This window comes from Pseudomonas fluorescens (assembly GCF_004683905.1).
Lineage (GTDB): Bacteria > Pseudomonadota > Gammaproteobacteria > Pseudomonadales > Pseudomonadaceae > Aquipseudomonas > Aquipseudomonas putida_A.
In genome coordinates this window covers 3,825,369-3,843,245 of sequence record NZ_CP038438.1, presented here as the reverse complement: position 1 = coordinate 3,843,245, position 17,877 = coordinate 3,825,369, and the positions used below count along the sequence as shown (strand labels likewise).

Genomic DNA, 17,877 nt, shown 5'->3' with positions numbered 1-17,877 from the left:
TCATTCTGCCAACGACTGATCCACCAGTTCGATCCAGTGCAAAACCTGGGTGCGCCCGGCGCCGGCCAGATGATTCTGGCAACCGATGTTGGAGGTGACGATCAGGTCCGGGCGATCGCTCTCCAAGGCATTGAGGCGGTTGTCGCGCAGTTGCCGGGCAAGGGTCGGTTGGGTCAGCGAATAGGTGCCGGCCGAACCACAGCACAAATGCCCGTCCGGCACCGCCGTGAGGTTGAAGCCCAGCCGGGTCAACAGTGTCTCCACCGCGCCGCCGAGTTTCAGCGCATGTTGCAAGGTGCAGGGGCAATGCACGGCGATCCGGCGTTGGCTGGCGGCGCACAGTTTCTCCAGGGGCTCCCGGGCCAGGATCTGTACCAGATCCAGCGTCCGTTCGCTGATCTGCCACGCCTTGTCGGCGTAGCGCGGATCCTGTGCCAGCAAATGCCCGTAATCCTTGATGAACGCGCCGCAACCGCTGGCCGTCTGCACGATGGCTTCCGCGCCGTTTTCCAGGTGCGGCCACCACGCGTCGATGTTCTGCCGCGCGCGGTCGAGGCCCTTGGCCTGGGCGTCAAGGTGATAGTCCAGCGCGCCGCAGCAACCGGCCTCGGCCACCGGCGTCACGCTGATCCCCAACCGATCGAGCACCCGCGCCGTCGCATCATTGGTGTTTGGCGACAGGCCCGGTTGCACACAGCCTTCGAGCAACAACACCCGCCGCGCATGTCGCGGAGCAGGGCGTGAACCGGATGCTGACGAGCGCTGCGGCAATTTACTTTCGAACATTCGTGGCAGCAGGGGCCTGAAGGTTGTACCAACGCGCAGCAAACCCTTGAACATCCCGGGATTCGGCGCCAGTGCACGCAAGCCCTCGCGTAACAAGCGCTGGGCAGCGGGGCGCGGCACCGCCTGATCGACCACCGCCCGCCCGATATCCAGCAGGTTGTGATAGTCGACACCGGAAGGGCAGGTGGTTTCGCAGTTGCGGCAGGACAGGCAGCGATCCAGATGCAGTTGTGTCTGCTCGGTAGCGGGAGCGCCTTCAAGCACTTGCTTGATCAGATAGATGCGCCCGCGCGGCCCGTCAAGTTCATCGCCGAGTAACTGATAGGTCGGGCAGGTGGCGTTGCAAAAACCGCAATGCACGCAGGTACGGAGGATTTTTTCCGCCTCGGCCGCGCGCGGCAGTTGTCGGGACTCTTCGCTGAGGGTGGTTTGCATGGCTAGAACTCCGCGTACATCCGGCCGGGGTTGAACAGCCCTTGCGGGTCGAGTTGCGCCTTGAGTTGCCGGTGATAACGCATGAGCGCCGGGGCTAGCGGCTGGAACGGTGTGTCGCTGGCACCATGGGTAAAGCTGGTGGCGTGGCCGCCGAGTTCCTGGGCGAGGATCTGAATGTGCTCGTGATCGGATTTCAGCCAGCGTTGCGCGCCGGCCCAGTCGAGCAACTGCTGGCCGGGCAAGTCCTGCGGCCCGAGATTGTTCGGCAGTGACAGGCGCCACAGCGGCAGGCCTTCGTCGAAAAAGCTCAGGCGTTGCTCGTTCAGGTCGCGCCAGAACGTCGAATCCAGCGGCTCGCCGCCGAGCCGTTGATGCGCGGCGGTGACCGAGCCTTCGCCGCCCTCAAGGCGCAGATACAGGCTTTGCCCATCATGGCAGGCGCCGCTGATCGGCAACGGTTGCTGGCCCCATTCGGCAAGCCGCGCCAGCGCCCGGGCGCAATCGAGGTCGAGGCGGATGCTCAGGCATTGACGCGGTTTCGGCAGGACTTTCAGCGACACTTCGGTCAGCACCCCGAGACAACCAAAACTGCCGGTCAACAGGCGCGAGAGGTCGTAGCCGGCAACGTTTTTCATCACCTCGCCACCGAAGCGCAGGTGTTGGCCGAGCCCGGTGATGACCCGAGTGCCGAGGACAAAATCGCGCACCGAACCTGACCATGGCCGCCGTGGCCCGGACAGTCCGCTGGCGATCATCCCGCCCACCGTGGCGCTGTCGCCGAAGGCCGGCGGCTCGCAGGGCAACATCTGCCCGGCCGCGTCGAGCGCCGCGAGCAGCTCGCGCAACGGCGTACCGGCGCGCACGCTGACTACCAGCTCGGTCGGTTCATAGCGCACGATGCCGCGATGTGCGCGGACGTCGAGCACTTCACCGGCCACTTCGCGGCCGAGAAACGCCTTGCTGTTGCCGCCCTGAATCTTCAGCGGCGTGGCGTTGGCCCGGGCCTGGTTGACCTGATCGAGCAGCGCGCTGCTGGCGTCGAAATCAGCCATCAGAAACGCTCCAGTTCGGGGAATGGCAGTTGTCCGGCATGAATGTGCATCGCGCCGAATTCGGCGCAGCGGTGCAGGGTGGGGATGTTCTTGCCGGGGTTGAGCAGGCCTTGCGGGTCGAACGCGGCTTTGACCGCGTGGAACAGGCTCAGCTCAGCGCTGTTGAACTGCGCGCACATCTGATTGATTTTCTCGCGGCCGACCCCGTGTTCACCGGTGATGCTGCCGCCAACCTGCACGCACAGTTCGAGAATCTTCCCGCCTAACGCTTCGGCGCGATGCAGTTCGCCGGGCTGGTTGGCGTCGAAGAGAATCAGCGGGTGCATGTTGCCGTCGCCGGCATGAAACACGTTGGCCACGCGCAAGCCGTATTCGGCGCCGAGGCGGGCGATGCCGTGCAACACGCCGGACAATTCGCGGCGCGGGATGGTGCCGTCCATGCAGTAGTAGTCCGGCGACAAGCGGCCAATCGCCGGAAAGGCGTTTTTGCGCCCGGCCCAGAAGCGCACGCGCTCGGCTTCATCGCGGGCCTGCCGCACTTCGCTGGCGCCGGCCTGGAGCATGACCTCGCGCACCCGCAGGCAATCGTCGTGGACATCGGCTTCGACGCCATCGAGTTCGCACAACAGAATCGCCTCGGCATCAACCGGGTAACCGGCGTGAATGAAGTCTTCGGCGGCGCGGATCGCCAGGTTGTCCATCATCTCCAGGCCGCCGGGAATGATCCCCGCAGCGATGATGTCGGCCACGGCGCGGCCAGCCTTTTCCACCGAGTCGAAACTGGCCAGCAAGACTTTGGCGACCTGCGGTTTGGGCAGCAGTTTGACCGTGACTTCGGTGATGATCCCGAGCAATCCTTCGGAGCCGGTAAACAGCGCCAGCAAATCGAAACCCGGCGCATCGAGGGCGTCGCTGCCCAGCGTCAGACGTTCACCCTCGATGGTCAGCACTTCGATTTTCAGCAGGTTGTGCACGGTCAGGCCGTACTTGAGGCAATGCACGCCACCGGCGTTTTCCGCGACATTGCCGCCGATCGAGCAGGCAATCTGCGACGACGGATCCGGCGCGTAATACAGGCCGAATGGCGCGGCCGCCTGGGAAATTGCCAGATTGCGCACCCCGGGCTGAACCCGCGCGGTACGGGCCGCCGGGTCGATGTGCAGGATGTTGTTGAAGCGCGCCATCACCAGCAGCAGGCCTTTTTCCAGCGGCAGCGCGCCGCCCGACAACCCGGTGCCGGCGCCACGGGCAACCACCGGCACGTTGTGTTGATGACAGAGCTTGAGCAGGGCCTGCACCTGATCGAGTCGCCGGGGCAGGGCCACCAGCATTGGCGTGGTGCGGTAGGCCGAGAGGCCGTCGCACTCGTACGGCTTGAGTTCGTCTTCACGCCAGAGCAGGTCGAGATCCGGGAGGGCGCGCTGCAGGGTTTTCAGCAACTCGGCCTTGTTCACCTCCGGTAGCGGGCCATCGAGGCGTTCGTCGTAGAGAATGTTCATTTCGACCCCATCGGCGGACGTGATTACCTGTGGTGAGGGGATTTATCCCCGATGGCTGCGCAGCAGCCCCAACCCAGAGAATGCGGTGTGTCTGATTCAGCTTAGTGCTGGAACTGGGGCTGCTGCGCAACCCATCGGGGATAAATCCCCTCTCCACAAGGATAGTGTTGGGACTCATCGCTGATTGCCCAGAAACTCCCGATACAACCGTGCGGTGTTCCCCGGTTGTTCGACCATCGGCATGTGTCCGACACCATCCCACACTTCGACCCGCAGATTGGCGATGCCCTTGCTCCACACCGGCACGCTGCTGACGTCGATCAAGCGGTCCTTGCGCCCCCACAGCAGCAGCGCCGGGCATTTGATATCGGCCAGTTTCGGCTCCATCGGCGGGCTGGCGCGGAAGTCGCGGAAGATCTCTTCCAGTTCATCACGCTGGCGTTCGTATCGCTGGGCGATGGCGTCCAGCACCAGCCCGGGCACCCACGGCGGCGAGGCCATGGTCATCGCATAAAACTGGCGGAACTCTTCCCGGGAGTTGATCAGGAACGGGTTATGCCCACGGGCGAGGTGGCGCTCCATGTCGCTGGCCTGCGGTGCAGTGACGCCGGCCGGGTCGATCAGCGCCACCGAGGCGATCCGCTCCGGGTAAGTTGCTGCCAGCCATGCCGCGATGTAGCCACCCATGGAGTTGCCGATCACGTGGACTTTCTCCACGCCGCACACGTCCAGCAGCTGGATCATGCGCTTGGCCTGCAGCGCAATGTCGTAGCCGCCACCGGCCTTGAACCCGGTTTCCCCATGACCGGCGATGTCCGGAATGATCACCCGGTACTGGCGGACAAAATGCCTGGCGAAGCGCAGCCACAGATTCTTCTCGGCGCTGTAGCCGTGCAGCATCAGGATCGCGCTGGCCGCTTCATAGGGACCACCCTGCCAGGTCGAGACGGTCATTTCGGCAATCGGCACCTCGATTTTGTGCAACTTGTACAACTTGGCCTCGAGCGCCGTGCTCAGGTCGTACAACCAATGGCCGATCGCTGGATAACTCAACCAGCTCCAGGCCACGAAAACCGCGAGAGCGACAAACAGCACAAGCATCGACGTCTTCCTTTTACGTGTTCAGGACAGAATGTGGTCAGCCGGTTTCAGCGTCCGGGTCAACCGGTAGTAGCTGAAACTGAAGCCCGGAAATATCGCGATCACATGACCGCTCTTGCTCTGATACCAACTGTGACAGCCGCCGGACTTCCACACCGTGCGTTCCATCTCACGGTGGATCATTGCAGTGTAGGTACGTTCCGCTGCGGGGCGCACTTCGATGCTGCGCAGGCCTTTTGACTGCAGGGTGTGGATGCAGTCGAGGATGTAATTCATCTGCGCTTCGATGATGAACAGCGCCGAGGTATGCCCGATGCCGGTGTTGGGCCCGGTGACGATAAACAGGTTGGGAAAGTCCGGCAGGCTGGTGCCCAGGTAGGCGCGCGGGTACTGCGCCCAGACATCCTTGAGTTGCACGCCGTGCCTGCCGGTCACCGGGTAGGAGACCACGCCGTCGGTGGCGTCGTAGCCGGTCGACCAGACGATCAGATCGACGTCGATGTGCTGGCCGTCGGTGGTGGTGATCCCGGTTTCATCGAGCGCGGCGATGCCTTGTTCGCGGCTGTGCAACGTGACGTTGGGCCGGGTCAGCGCCGGGTAATAGGTGCTGGACAGCAGAATGCGCTTGCAGCCGATGGTGAAGTCCGGGGTGAGTTTTGCGCGCAATACCGGGTCCGGCACCTGTTGCTTGAGAAAGCGCAGGGCCTGGCGCTGGACCAGGTGAATCGCCGGTTTCGAATATTTGAAGGCGATAACCCGGGTTTCGAATTGCCAGTAGAGCAGCCAGCGCAGCAGCTTGTACGCCGGTTTGACACCCAGCAGCCAGCGCTGGAAAGGCCCGAACGTGCGATCGGCGCGCGGCAGCACCCAATGTGGCGTGCGCTGGAACACGTGCAATTGCTCGACTTCGGCAGCAATCGCCGGAATCACCTGGGCGGCACTGGCGCCGCTGCCGACGATGGCCACGCGTTTACCGCGGTAGTCGTAGCTGTGATCCCAATTGTTGGTATGAAAAGTCTTGCCCTGAAAGCGATCCAGGCCGGGAAAGGGTGGGATTACCGGTTGGCTCAACGGCCCGGAGGCGTTGATCACGAACTGCGCGTAAAAAATCCCCTTGCTGGTATGCACCGCCCAGCGCTTTTCGGCGTCGTCCCATTCGATGCGTTCGACGTTGGTTTGCAGCGCCACGCGCTCGCGCAGGCCGAAGCGCTCGATGACGTGTTCGGTGTAGCGATGCAATTCGGCCTGGGCGGCGAACATCTGCGTCCAGGGAAATGGCGCAAACGACAACGAGTACAGCGGCGACGGCACATCCACCGCCGCGCCGGGGTAGGTGTTCTGGCACCAGGTGCCGCCGAAAAAGTCCCTTCTTTCCAGCAAGCGAAAATCGTCGATTCCGGCCTTGAGCAAGTTGACCGCCGCACATTGGCCGCCAAATCCGCTGCCGATGATCAACACTCGGTAGGTCTGCATGGGCCTCCTTCTTATAGTCGTTTTTCCGTTTTCGTCCTTTCAGGTATAGCTAAAAATTTGCCCTGTGCGCGACGGCGATGGCGCGGTATTCAGCGGCTGGCCGGTGATAGCTATTTAACGGCTGCCTGTTAGACTTCCAGCACATCCGTCTGACGGTGTTCGCAGGTTCCGTTGAGTGGTCGAGGCCCTTATGCGAAACAAGGGGGGAAAGGGACTTTCATTGGCCAGGAGGCTTTATACATCGCGAACCCTCGGGCTGGTGCTGGGGCTGTTGTGCGTGAGCGCGGCGATGTACCCGCTAGACCCGCCGCTGTGGGTCTGGGCGTTGATGCTGTGCAATGGCCTGCTCTGGCCGCACCTGGCGTTTCAATGGGCCCGTCGTGCCAGCGTTCCTTACCATGCGGAACACCGCAATCTGTTGGTTGATGCCTTTATGGGCGGCTTCTGGGTCGCCGCCATGCAGTTCAATCCGCTGCCCAGTGCCACGACCATTTCGATGATGGCGATGAATAACGTCGCCATCGGCGGATTACGTTTTCTCGCCGCAGGCCTGGCGGCGCAGATCCTCGGTATCGGCGTCGGCCTGGTGGTTTTCGCCCCGGCGTTCATCCCGCAAACTTCGCCTCCGCAGCTGTACGCGTGTCTGCCGTTGCTGATGCTGTACCCGTTGGCGCTGGGCTGGATCTGCTTTCGCCAGGCCTACACGCTGGGCCTGCACAAGCGTGAGCTGCTGGCCCTGAGCCGCACCGACAGCCTCACCGGACTGCTCAATCACGGCGCGTGGAAGGATCAACTGGAAATCGCCTTTCAACGTTGCCGTCGGCAGCAGCAGGGCGCAGCGATCGCGTTGATCGACATCGATCACTTCAAGGCGATCAACGACACCTACGGGCATGTGGCGGGTGACATCGTGCTGCGCCAGTTGAGCAAAATGCTCAAGCAGAACCTGCGCGCTGCGGACGTCGCCGGGCGCTATGGCGGCGACGAGTTTTGCGTGATCCTGCCTGACCTGCCGCTGTTCAATGCCGCGCAGGCCATGGAAGCCTTGCGCGAGCGTTTCGCCACCCTGGGTTACGAGCAGAACCCGGCGCTCAAGGTCAGTCTGAGCATTGGTCTGGCGGCTTACGAACCGGCACACGGCGACGCGACCCGTTGGCTCAATGATGCGGATCAGGCGCTGTACGAGGCCAAGGCGAGCGGGCGCAATCGGGTGATCTGCAACAGTGATGATCTGCCGAAGCAGGAACTGCTCGATTCGGTCTGATCTATCACCGCCGTCCCCTGTGGGAGCGGGCTTGCTCGCGAAGGCGTTCTGTTAGCGGCATTGATGTCGGCTGACACTCCGCTGTCGCGAGCAGGCGAAGGCCTACAAGTGTTCGGTGTCGGCCGCAGAGATGTCGCATCCGGTATAGAGCCTTGCGTCGATGTCAGGTACGGTTTGAGTCCCCCCGACGCGAAACAAGGATCGATTCATGACGTTCTCATTTTCCCGCTCGCTGCTGGCCGCCAGCCTCGGCCTGTCCCTCGTCCTCAGCTCCGCCAGCGCCTTCGCCGAACCGCACAAGCATGTGCTGGCGGATGCCGAGCAGTATCAGCCCGAAGCCCTGAAACTGCTGGAACGGCTGGTCAACATCGACTCCGGTTCCGGTTATGAACCGGGCCTGAAACAAGTCAGCGAGATCGCCATCGATGAGCTGAAGAAGCTCGGCGCCACCATCGAACTGGTGCCCAATACCCCGGAAAAATCCAATCATGTGCTGGCCACCTTCAAAGGCACCGGCAAGGCAAAAATCCTTTTGATGGCGCACATGGACACGGTGTTCAAGGAAGGCTCCGCGGCCGAGCGCCCGTTCCACATCAAGGACGGCCGCGCCTACGGGCCCGGGGTGATGGACGACAAGGGCGGCATCGTCGCCGGGATCTACGCGCTGAAAATTCTGAAGAACCTCGACTTCAAGGATTACGCGCAAATCACCTTCCTGCTTGACGCCAGCGAGGAAACCGGCTCCGACGTCGCCACCGACCTGATCAAGAAAACCGCCAAGGCGCATGACGTGACCCTCAACCTTGAACCTGGGCGTCCGGCCGATGGGTTGGTGGTATGGCGCAAAGGCAGCGCGACGGCGCTGGTCGAGGTCAAAGGCAAGGCGGCGCACGCCGGAGTCGCGCCGGAACTGGGGCGGAACGCGGCGATGGAAGCGGCGCACCAGATTCTGCAACTGGGCAAACTCGGCGACGAAGCGAAGAAAACCACGATCAACTTCACCGTGCTTCAGGCCGGTGATCGCACCAACGTGATCCCGGATCACGCCACCGCCAAGGCTGACGTGCGTGCGGCGGTGCCGGAAGAGTTCGACCGGATCGAGAAAGACCTGGCGCGAGTGTCGCAGGATAAGCTGATCGCTGAAACCGAAGTCACCACCAGCCTCAAACGCGGCCTGCCACCGATGCCGCAAACGGCGGAGTCGGATCGCTTGATGGCCATGGCCCAAGGGATTTACGGCGAGATCGGCCGCAAGCTGACCGAAGAGGGCAGTGGTGGCGCGGCGGATGCCAGCCTGTCCGCCGGGGTGGGTACGCCGACGCTGGACGGTTTCGGGATTGTCGGCGGCAATATCCACACGCCTGAGGAATACGCCGAAGTGGCGAGCGTGGCGCCGCGGATTTATCTGTTGTCGCGGATGATCATGGAACTGGCCAAGCGCTGACTCCCTCGGATTGGCGGTGCTGCAACTGACGCCTTCGCGAGCAAGCTCGCTCCCACAATGGATCTGCGCCGAACACCACTGCTGTGTTCACTGAAGATCCACTGTGGGAGCGGGCTTGCTCGCGAAGGCGGCGGGTCAGGCTAAATGGGTGTTGAATGTGCCGACGTCCTCGCGAGCAGGCTCACTCCTACATGGGATCTGTGTTCAACACCACTGCTGTGTTCACTGAAGATCCACTGTGGGAGCGGGCTTGCTCGCGAAGGCGGCGGGTCAGGCTAAATGGGTGTTGAATGTGCTGACGTCATCGCGAGCAGGCTCACTCCTGCATGGGATCTGTGTTCAACACCCATGCTGTGTTCACTGAAAATCCACTGTGGGAGCGGGCTTGCTCGCGAAGGGGCCAGACCTGGCCGCAGCTTATTCCTTGACGCTCATGTATTCCTTCGCCCACAGAATGTAATCCTCAGGCTGGGTATAGGTGTGCGTCAGCTCGGTGGCGCTCAGGTCCGAGGCCTGGGTGAAGATCTGGCGTTGTTCGCGCAGGCTGTCGTAGGTCGCCTTGATCGCGGCGAAGTAGGCGCCGTGGCCGTCGATGGTCACGCGCACCCCGAGTTCGGCCAGGCGCTTGTCGTCGCGCAGCGCCGGGTTGCCGTAGGTCACCAGCATCAGCGGGACCGTCAGGTGTTCGGCGATTTGCTCGAGCTGATCGAAGTCCTGCACCCCGACCATGCAGATGCCGTCGGCACCGGCGGCCTGATACTGCTTGGTGCGGCTGATGATTTCCTGATTCGGCAGAATGCCGGCATTGGTGCGGGCGATGATTGCCATTTCCGAATCGACCCGGGCTTCCAGCGCCGCGCGGATCTTGCCGACGCCTTCGGCGACCGAGATCAGGTCGGTGGACTTACGGCCGAATTGCGCCGGCAGCAGGGTGTCTTCGATGGTCAGGGCGGCGACGCCGGCGCGCTCCAGTTCGACGATGGTGCGCATCACGTTGAGGGCGTTGCCGTAACCGTGGTCGGCGTCGGCGATCACTGGCAACTGGGCAACGCGGCCGATGCGGGTGGCCTGTTCGGCGAATTCGCTGAGGGTGATCAGGGCAAAGTCGGGGGCGCCCAGCACCTGCAGCGAGGCCACGGAGCCGCCGAGGATCCCCACTTCAAAACCCAGGTCTGCGGCAATGCGCGCGGACATCGGGTCGAACACCGAGGCGGTGTGGTAGCAGGTGTCGGAAGCCAGCAATTGACGGAAGTTACGGCGCAAATCTTGATGGGAAAGCCTGGTCATACGAGTTCCACCAATACAAAGGAATGGAACGGCTTGAGCAAAGGTGTCAACGCCGAAGAATGAAAAGGCTATCACGCGAATGGGTCAAGGTTCATGACGAATTTGCGAGTGAGGCGTCGATGAAGGATCCAGCGGCTGAAAGGTTTCATCGGCAGTCAGCGGATTTTCACTGGCTAAACCGCGGATCAGGCCGCTACCGCCTGTTGCTGTTGCCTGGGCAGCAGCACGGCGCGCACCGAATTGCCCGGTTGCAGTTGCAGGCGCTTGGCGGTGAGGCGATCGACCACCAGGGTATTGCCGACCAGACGACCGGGGGCCACGGTGATGCGGCAGTTCTCCAAGCGCCGGTTGTGGATCAGCCACAACGGTGCCTGATCGTCCGGCGTGCCGAGACTCAGGGTCAGCGCCAGGCTGTCGCGCACGGTACGAATGTTGCCGATCGGTGCTTCGATCACCGGGCCACCGTCGAAGATGTCGATGTAGCCCTTATGCACAAATCCTTCTTCGCGCAGTATCTTCAGCGCGGGCTCGGTATTGGGATGCGCCTGGCCGATGGCCGCCTGTGCCTGTTCGGTGAGCATGCAGGTGTACAACGGCTGGCGCGGCATCAGTTCGGCGATGAACGACTTGTTGCCCAGACCCGACAAGTGGTCAGCATGGCTGAAGTCCATCTGGAAGAAATGCCGGCCCAGACTGTCCCAGAACGGCGAGCAACCGAGTTCATCGGCACTGCCGCGCAGTTCGGCGATCATCTTCTCGCCAAACAGTTGCGGAAACTCGGCCACGAACAGCAGCCGCCCGAGCGACAGCAGCCGTCCATTGTTGCCATGGCGTTGCTCATGCTGAAGGAACAGCGAACACAGTTCCGACTGGCCGGTCAGCTCGTTATTGAGAAACAGCGTGGGGATCTGCCGCGAAATGCCCAGATCCGGTGCCGAACTCACGGTCAGGCCGACTCGGTAGTTGTACCACGGCTCGCGCAAGCCTACCGCGCCGGTCAGGGCGCTGACGCCGATCACCCGCAGGTCGTCATCTTCAAGCACGAACAGATAATCGGCGTCGGCCCGTTCCACTTGTCCGGAAAACGCGCGCTGGGCCCAACGCACCCGGTGGGCGAGGCGATCCTCATTGGCCGGGAGGGTGGTGAACCCCGGGCCGGCCTGTTGCACCAGGGTCATCAGTGCTGGCAGGTCGCTGACTTTGACCGGACGGACGATCATGCGGTAACTCCTTGTACGCGCCGGTTCGGGCACTGTCGTTGGGTGTGCAGCCGGTGGCGGTTCACAGGGCTATCACCCTGATCGTGCTGCCATCGGTGACCTTCAGTGCGGCACACAGATCCGGCGTCAGCGACAGCGGTTGCTCAGGCTGGTAATCCAGTTCGGCGACGATGGCCCGGAAGCCATGCAGCGCGTCGTTGCTCAGCAGGTAATGGCCGCGGGCGTCGATCTGCGCCTGCTCGCGCACGCTGGCTGTCTTGCTGTGGGCTATCGAACGGATGTTCGCGGTGCGCGCATACAGGGTCGGGCCGGCGTCGAACAGGTCGATGTAGCTGTTGGTTTCAAAGCCTTCGCGTTCGAGGATGTCGAACGCTTCCTGGCCGTCCGGGTGAATCCGGCCGATGCACTCCTGTGCTGCCGGAGGCAGCATCGGTACGTAAATCGGGTATTGCGGCATCAGTTCGGCGAGAAACGTGCGGCTTTGCAGACCGCACAGGCGCTCGGCCTCGACGTAGGGCAGGTCGAAGAAGTGTTTGCCCAGTGCGTCCCAGAACGGCGAATGACCGTTCTCATCGCTATAGCCGACGATCTCGGTGATCACCGCATCGGCAAAGCGTTGTGCGTGAGCGGCGATGAACAGCAGCCGTGCCCGCGACAGCAATTCGGAAAAGGCGCTGCGTACCAGTGCGTTGTCGATGTGAAACCCGCGCAACAGCGTGTGTCCGCTGAGGTCGTGACACAGTGACAACGCCGGCACCCCGTGCTCGATGTTCAGTTCCCGCGAAGCACTGGTGAAGTGGCGATTGCGCAAGCTGTAGAACGGTTCGTTGAAACCGGCCGTGGCGAGGATCTCCGAGCAACCGACCAGCCGTTGAGTGTCGAGGTCTTCCAGCACGAAGAAGTAGTTCTCCGGGCCTTGCGCCTGAATGTCGTTGTCGAACGAGGCACAGGAGCCGGCGATTTTTTCGCGCAGGCGTTCGCTGTCGTCCGGCAGCGACGTGACGCCGACCAGGCTGTCGCGGGCCAGCTGTTGCAATTGCGGCAGGTCGGTTGTCTCGACTGGGCGTAAGACCAGCATGGATGCACTCCTGTATCAAAGGGTCCGGTGATCCCCACCGAACCTGACTATCACTGTCGGTTGCCACGCTTTAAAGCGGCGGTCGCCTGATTTGATGTCAGACGCCGCTCTTTTTCTTGTCAGCCATTGCTCGGGTCAGGCAGCGCGGTGCTGGCGCCGAGCTTGTTCAGGAAGAACAGGTACACCAGACCCAGCGCAATCCAGATCAGGCCGAGTTTCTGCGCATCGACGCCCATGTTGTACATGATGGCGGCGACGATGATGAAGCCGATCACCGGGCAGATCAGATGGCGTACGACCTGACCGGACTTCTGCCGACGCCAGTAGTAGTTGATCACTGTCAGGTGCAGCAGCATGAAACCGCTGAGGGCACCGAAGTTGACCAGCGAAGTCAGGGTGTCGACCGAATTGATGAACAGGTAGCAGATCACCAGCGACAGCACCGCCACCAGATAAATGCTCAGGTACGGGGTGTTGTGCTTCGGGTGCACCTTGGCCAGCACTTTTGGCAACTTGCCATCGCGGGCCATGCCGAACAGCAGACGCGACACGGCGGCTTGCGAGGTGATCGCCACGGCGACGCCCCAGGCCAGCGCCGTGGCGACACCGGTCAGGGTCGCCAGCCAGCTGCCAGCCGCGATTTCGGCAATTTCATAGAACGCGGTGTCGGCGGACTTGAAGCCAATGCCGGCGGCCAGATCGGTGGCGATCCAGGTCTGTACGACGAAAATCACGCCCATCACCAACAGAGTGATCAGCGCCGCGCGGCCGACGCTTTTGCCCGGATCGCCTTTGATTTCTTCGGCGAGGGTCGAGATTGCATCGAAGCCAAGGAACGACAGCACGGCAATCGACACCGCTTGCATCAGCAGGGCGAAATTGAACGTTTCCGGGTGATACAGCGGCGCCAGGGTCAGCTCGCCGTTGCCGCCTCCGTTGTGCAAAGCGTTCCAGGCGTAGAACAGGAAAATCCCCAACACCACCAGCTGTGCCAGCAGAAAGATGATGTTCATCCGTGCGGTGAAGGTGATGCCGCGCAGGTTGACGAAGGTTGCACTGACCAGGAACGCCAGAATGAAACCGACCTTCGGAATGTCCGGGTACAAATGGTTCAGAGCCATCGCCGCGTAGACGTACAGCAGCGGTGGAATCAGCAGGTAGTCGAGCAGCATCAGCCAGCCGGCGATGAAGCCGACGTGTTGATTGAGGCCGCGTTGCGCATAGGAGTAAACCGAGCCTGCGACCGGAAACGCCTTGGCCATGCTGCCGTAGCTCAGCGCGGTGAACAGCATCGCGACCATGCCGATGATATAGGCCAGCGGCACCATCCCGGGCGCCTCGGCATTCACGTAGCCATACACGCCGAAGGGGGCGATGGGGATCATGAAGATCATCCCGTACACCACCAGGTCGGTCAGTGTCAGGCTACGTTTCAACTCCTGTTTGTAGCCGAACTCTTCTATTTCCATGAAGCGCAACTCCTTGTCAGCCTATCCAGCGTTTTTAGTTGTTATGTCGATCCATCGTTACAGCGTCAGCAGTCTTGCAGCATTCTTTACAGCAGTGGCGCCAGACGCTCGGCCCACAACGATACCGCTTCAGGGCTGCGCAGCAGATCGTTGCGCACTTCGATCAACACCGATTCCAGCCCCCGGGCATCGCCGTGCACCGGAACGGTCATGTCGCCCAGCGGATCAACCCGGTACGGCTGGTTGCCCGCGACGTTCAGCGGGTGCTGACCGAGGCCATCGATCACCCGTTGCGCATAGGCGCCGGCCTGACCGAACAGCACGCCGACTTCCAGCGGGCGCGGCTGGCCGTAATACACCGGGGTAAAACTGTGAATCCCCACTACCCGCACCGCCTGGCCTTGTGCAACACGCTGGTCGATCAGGGTCTGCAGCCGGGCGTGAAACGGTTTGAACAGGGTCTGGCGCCGGTATTCGCGAGTGGCTTCGTCCAGCTCTCGGTTACCCGGCACCTGATAAATCTCGCTCTGCGCCGGAATGCTGTCGGGCGCATGCCGGGGCCGATTGAGGTCGATCAGCAGCCGTGAATAGTTGGCGCTCAACAGCGTCGCGCCGAGTGTCTCCGAGAGCTTTTCGGCCAGTTGCAGTGCGCCGATGTCCCAGGCGATGTGTTCGCGCGCGGCTGCATCGTCCAGGCCCAGATTGTTCAGGGCCTCGGGGATGTAGCGGCTGGCGTGCTCGCACACCAGAATCAACGGATGCGATGAATCTTCGCGGCTCAGGTTGTAGACCGGGCGGGTGTACAACCCCAGCTCGGCGGATTCAGTACAGGCGTGCATAGTGCTCACACAGGTCAGCGGGCGAGAGCTGTTCCGTCAGCGCCAGTTCCTCGGTTTTAAGGGCGTGGTAAGTGTCGAGCAACGGCTTGGGCAGCCATTGATTGAAGGCTGCACTGTCACGCAGGCAATCCAGCGCCTGGGCCAGCGAGGCGGGCAGGGCGACGATGCCCCGGGCCTTGCGTTGCTCGTCGTTGAGTGAATCGGGAATGTCGTCGGTGATCGCGTTCAGCGCCAGACGCTGTTCGATGCCCAGCCGTCCGGCAATCAGCAGTGCGGCCATCGCCAGATGCGGCGAGGCGGTGGCGTCCATCGCGCGGAATTCCAGGTTGTACTGCGCCGCCACGGATTTGCCGCCCAGGCTCACGGTCGGACAAATGCGCAGCGCCGCTTCACGGTTCTGCTGCCCCAGACACGCATAGGACGCGCTCCAGTGGTGCGGCTGCAAACGCTCATACGACACCGGTGTCGGCGCGGTGAACGCACACAGCGCCGGCAAGTAATGCAGGATCCCGGCGGCCCAATGCTGGCCGAGGGTCGACAGACCGTTGCTGGTGCCGGCGTCGTAGAGCAGTGGCAGACCTTGCAGGTCGAGCAGGCTGACGTGCAGGTGCACACCGTTGCACACCGCGTCGGCCTTGGTTTTCGGCGCGAAACTGACGTCGACGCCCATTTGTCGGGCGATTTCGCGGGTGATCTCGCGCACGTTGACCGCACGATCCGCCGCCGCCACGCCGAGGGTTGGCCGGCAGGTGATTTCGTATTGGTGCTTGCCGTATTCGGGCAGGAACATTTCCGGCTCGACACCGCCGGCGCGCAGGGCGCTCAGCAGCCAGCCGCCGAATTCGGCACCCTGACGCTGGGCTTCAAGGGAAAACGCCAGGTGTTCGGCGAAGCCGGCATGCAGGTTGAATTCGTGTTCGAACGCCGCGTTGACCTGCAAACCGAGGTCGTCGCGATAGCGCTCGATTTCATCGCGCAGCAGCGTGCGCGGGCAGGTGCTCCACGGCTGGCCATCGGTCTCGCGGATGTCGCCGTGGATGAAGTCCAGCGCCGGTGCTGCGGCGTCCGGGCCATTACCGACCGTCACGCGGCTGCTCAAATCGGGAATCAACCGCAAATCACCATAAGCGCCCCATGGGTTGGTCGAGGCGATGATGTCCTGGGGCGTCAATGCACTGTTGGCCGGCACCCAGCCGCAACCGGCGGCTTGATAATGCTCCAGCTGATCGGTGGGAAACGAGCGGCCACGGGTGATGCCGATCAGGTCGGTGGTGACGATGGTGGTCATCGGCAACGGCGTCAGGCGCTCGCTCATGGACGCATCTCCTGCAAGCGGCCGAGCACGGTTTGTGTGTCAGTGATCCAGCAGTAACCCTTGATCGCGTTCAGGCAGGCGTCATGCCGCGCCGGGGTGTAGGTGGCGCAGGCGTCTTCGACCAGCGTCACCAGATAGCCACGGTCGGCGGCATCCCGCACGGCCATGTCGACGCACTGGTCGGTGACGATGCCAGCGATGATCAGGTGACGGGTTTCGAGGTTGCGCAGCACGTAATCGATGTTGGTCGAGTTGAACACCCCGGATGAGGTTTTCGGCAACACGATCTCGTTTTCCACCGGGGTCAGGTCGTCGATGATCCGCGCCTGGGTGCTGCCCTTGGGCAGGTGCATGTCCGACAGTTTGTGATCCAGCGAGCGGTCGCGACCGTCGGCGGTCAGGCTTTCGATAATCGTGTGCAGCACGTTCTGCCGCGCTTCGCGAAAGGCACTGAGCAAACGGCGCTGGTTGGGCACCACCTGCATGTGCGCGCGGGTCAGGAAATACTCGGCGTCCGGGCCGTTCAGGTGCGGGTCGAACTGCGGTTCGAGCCAGGCACGCTGCATGTCCACAAGCAGCAATGCGGTGTGGTCGGTGACGAACGGCAAATCGCGCGGCGAGCGGTGGGGAAGACTGAACATCCTTATTTATCCTCCAGCAGATGGGTGTTGAAGTCGTTGCGCAGGGCGTCGATGCCTTCCAGGCGATCGGCCAGATCGGGGCTGCGCAGGGTCAGGCAGGCAATCAGCGCCTCGACCTGGGCCAGCGCCGGCACCATGGTGTCGAACGGCGAGGCCGATTCCACCGGGGCGCTGATGATCAGGTCAGCCAGTTCACGCAGCGGCGAGGCATAGATGTCGGTGAACAGCACCACCCGCGCGTTGTTGTTCTTCGCCGCCGAGGCCACCCGCAGGGCCTGGGACTGGTAGCGCCGATAGTCGAACAGCAGCACCACGTCCTGGCGTTGCAGATCGAACAGGCGGTCGGGCAGTTGCGCGTTGTCCTCCAGGGCAAAGCAGCCGGGCCGCAGCAAGCGCAGGTGGTTGAGCAGGTAGTTGGCCATCAGGCTGCTGAAGCGCCCGCCGAAGCAGTAGATCTGGTGCCGGGTATCGAGCAGCCAGTCGAGCAGAATGCGCACGTCTTCGGGTTGCGTCAGAACCTGGGTTTCCACCAGCAGGCGTTGGCTGTCAGCCAGATAATGGCCCCAGGCATCGTCTTTATTGAGGTGCGAGCGTGGCTGCAACAGGGTGCGCGGCGAACGCAGGCGGTGGTCCATGTCGCTGAGCAGGGCGTCCTGAAATTCGGCATAACCGCCAAATCCGAGCTTCTTCACCAGCCGCACGATGGTCGGATCGCTGACGCCGGCGTGTTCGGCCAGACGCGCCATCGGACCCAAGCCGTTGCGTGGATACTGGTCGAGCAGGGCGCGAATCACTTTGCGCTCCGACGGCGTCAGTTCCAGGCCGGGGTCGGTGATCAAGTCTCTGAGAGGGGGCATCCGGGCTCCTGCTGGATGAGGGGGGGGGTGTTGAATTCGTTTCACAATCCGTTAAAACAGTATTTATGTAACTCAGGTTACATGTCTAGTGAATTTTTAGCGTTGGCGATTCGACGT

At 62.4% G+C, this 17,877-nt stretch carries 15 protein-coding genes; 2 read left to right on the top strand and 13 right to left on the bottom strand.

The features are described from left to right. The 5 genes from glcF to E4T63_RS17580 form a co-directional block, all read right to left on the bottom strand. The gene (glcF, locus tag E4T63_RS17600; protein ID WP_135296152.1) at window positions 1–1,221 is read right to left on the bottom strand and encodes a glycolate oxidase subunit GlcF; all 1,221 of its coding nucleotides are present in this window, start codon (window positions 1,219–1,221) and stop codon (window positions 1–3) included. Window positions 1,222–1,223: 2 nt separating this feature from the next. Further along, entirely contained in the window at window positions 1,224–2,273 is a 1,050-nt protein-coding gene (gene glcE / locus E4T63_RS17595) for a glycolate oxidase subunit GlcE (protein ID WP_135296151.1), read from the bottom strand. Further along, complete coding sequence (gene glcD, locus E4T63_RS17590) at window positions 2,273–3,772, bottom strand: glycolate oxidase subunit GlcD (protein WP_135296150.1); 1,500 nt, start codon at window positions 3,770–3,772, stop codon at window positions 2,273–2,275. Before glcD ends, glcE begins: the two co-directional genes overlap by 1 nt. A 174-nt stretch (window positions 3,773–3,946) precedes the next feature. Next, window positions 3,947–4,873, bottom strand: a complete 927-nt coding sequence (locus tag E4T63_RS17585; protein ID WP_027611631.1) for an alpha/beta fold hydrolase — start codon at window positions 4,871–4,873, stop codon at window positions 3,947–3,949. 21 nt (window positions 4,874–4,894) lie between these two features. Further along, window positions 4,895–6,346, bottom strand: coding sequence for a flavin-containing monooxygenase (locus tag E4T63_RS17580; protein ID WP_135296149.1), 1,452 nt, complete (start codon window positions 6,344–6,346; stop codon window positions 4,895–4,897). 190 nt (window positions 6,347–6,536) lie between these two features. Between E4T63_RS17580 and E4T63_RS17575 the strand changes: the two genes are divergently transcribed. Together E4T63_RS17575 and E4T63_RS17570 are read left to right on the top strand one after the other, a co-directional pair. Beyond that, entirely contained in the window at window positions 6,537–7,610 is a 1,074-nt protein-coding gene (locus E4T63_RS17575; protein WP_135296148.1) for a diguanylate cyclase, read from the top strand. Between the two features lie 208 nt (window positions 7,611–7,818). After that, a complete protein-coding gene (locus E4T63_RS17570) occupies window positions 7,819–9,054 on the top strand; it encodes a M20/M25/M40 family metallo-hydrolase (RefSeq protein ID WP_135296147.1) in 1,236 nt (411 codons plus the stop codon). Window positions 9,055–9,471: 417 nt separating this feature from the next. On the opposite strand, the gene E4T63_RS17565 is transcribed toward E4T63_RS17570, so the two are convergent. The 8 genes from E4T63_RS17565 to E4T63_RS17530 form a co-directional block, all read right to left on the bottom strand. After that, on the bottom strand, window positions 9,472–10,341 hold the full coding sequence (locus E4T63_RS17565) for an isocitrate lyase/PEP mutase family protein (RefSeq protein ID WP_007968750.1): 870 nt from the start codon (window positions 10,339–10,341) through the stop codon (window positions 9,472–9,474). A gap of 185 nt (window positions 10,342–10,526) precedes the next feature. Then, window positions 10,527–11,561: an arginine N-succinyltransferase gene (gene astA / locus E4T63_RS17560; protein ID WP_134786762.1), complete on the bottom strand. Its 1,035-nt coding sequence runs from the start codon at window positions 11,559–11,561 to the stop codon at window positions 10,527–10,529. A gap of 61 nt (window positions 11,562–11,622) precedes the next feature. After that, the gene (locus E4T63_RS17555) at window positions 11,623–12,639 is read right to left on the bottom strand and encodes an arginine N-succinyltransferase (RefSeq protein ID WP_135296146.1); all 1,017 of its coding nucleotides are present in this window, start codon (window positions 12,637–12,639) and stop codon (window positions 11,623–11,625) included. Between the two features lie 119 nt (window positions 12,640–12,758). Continuing rightward, window positions 12,759–14,108, bottom strand: a complete 1,350-nt coding sequence (locus E4T63_RS17550; RefSeq protein WP_135296145.1) for an APC family permease — start codon at window positions 14,106–14,108, stop codon at window positions 12,759–12,761. 86 nt (window positions 14,109–14,194) lie between these two features. Next, window positions 14,195–14,947 carry an N-formylglutamate amidohydrolase gene (locus E4T63_RS17545; protein WP_097088806.1) on the bottom strand — a complete coding sequence of 251 codons (753 nt, stop codon included), beginning with the start codon at window positions 14,945–14,947 and terminating at the stop codon, window positions 14,195–14,197. Further along, entirely contained in the window at window positions 14,931–16,262 is a 1,332-nt protein-coding gene (locus E4T63_RS17540) for a glutamine synthetase (RefSeq protein ID WP_135296144.1), read from the bottom strand. Before E4T63_RS17540 ends, E4T63_RS17545 begins: the two co-directional genes overlap by 17 nt. Beyond that, window positions 16,259–16,903: an isochorismatase family cysteine hydrolase gene (locus tag E4T63_RS17535; protein WP_007968761.1), complete on the bottom strand. Its 645-nt coding sequence runs from the start codon at window positions 16,901–16,903 to the stop codon at window positions 16,259–16,261. Before E4T63_RS17535 ends, E4T63_RS17540 begins: the two co-directional genes overlap by 4 nt. A 2-nt stretch (window positions 16,904–16,905) precedes the next feature. After that, complete coding sequence (locus tag E4T63_RS17530) at window positions 16,906–17,760, bottom strand: MurR/RpiR family transcriptional regulator (RefSeq protein ID WP_027611641.1); 855 nt, start codon at window positions 17,758–17,760, stop codon at window positions 16,906–16,908. Window positions 17,761–17,877 lie beyond the last annotated feature (117 nt).

Coding starts and splice junctions, on each gene's coding strand:
- glcF (WP_135296152.1), bottom strand. CDS start 1,221: ATGCAAACCACCCTCAGCGAAGAGTCCCGACAACTGCCGCGCGCGGCC.
- glcE (WP_135296151.1), bottom strand. CDS start 2,273: ATGGCTGATTTCGACGCCAGCAGCGCGCTGCTCGATCAGGTCAACCAG.
- glcD (WP_135296150.1), bottom strand. CDS start 3,772: ATGAACATTCTCTACGACGAACGCCTCGATGGCCCGCTACCGGAGGTG.
- E4T63_RS17585 (WP_027611631.1), bottom strand. CDS start 4,873: ATGCTTGTGCTGTTTGTCGCTCTCGCGGTTTTCGTGGCCTGGAGCTGG.
- E4T63_RS17580 (WP_135296149.1), bottom strand. CDS start 6,346: ATGCAGACCTACCGAGTGTTGATCATCGGCAGCGGATTTGGCGGCCAA.
- E4T63_RS17575 (WP_135296148.1), top strand. CDS start 6,537: ATGCGAAACAAGGGGGGAAAGGGACTTTCATTGGCCAGGAGGCTTTAT.
- E4T63_RS17570 (WP_135296147.1), top strand. CDS start 7,819: ATGACGTTCTCATTTTCCCGCTCGCTGCTGGCCGCCAGCCTCGGCCTG.
- E4T63_RS17565 (WP_007968750.1), bottom strand. CDS start 10,341: ATGACCAGGCTTTCCCATCAAGATTTGCGCCGTAACTTCCGTCAATTG.
- astA (WP_134786762.1), bottom strand. CDS start 11,561: ATGATCGTCCGTCCGGTCAAAGTCAGCGACCTGCCAGCACTGATGACC.
- E4T63_RS17555 (WP_135296146.1), bottom strand. CDS start 12,639: ATGCTGGTCTTACGCCCAGTCGAGACAACCGACCTGCCGCAATTGCAA.
- E4T63_RS17550 (WP_135296145.1), bottom strand. CDS start 14,108: ATGGAAATAGAAGAGTTCGGCTACAAACAGGAGTTGAAACGTAGCCTG.
- E4T63_RS17545 (WP_097088806.1), bottom strand. CDS start 14,947: ATGCACGCCTGTACTGAATCCGCCGAGCTGGGGTTGTACACCCGCCCG.
- E4T63_RS17540 (WP_135296144.1), bottom strand. CDS start 16,262: ATGAGCGAGCGCCTGACGCCGTTGCCGATGACCACCATCGTCACCACC.
- E4T63_RS17535 (WP_007968761.1), bottom strand. CDS start 16,903: ATGTTCAGTCTTCCCCACCGCTCGCCGCGCGATTTGCCGTTCGTCACC.
- E4T63_RS17530 (WP_027611641.1), bottom strand. CDS start 17,760: ATGCCCCCTCTCAGAGACTTGATCACCGACCCCGGCCTGGAACTGACG.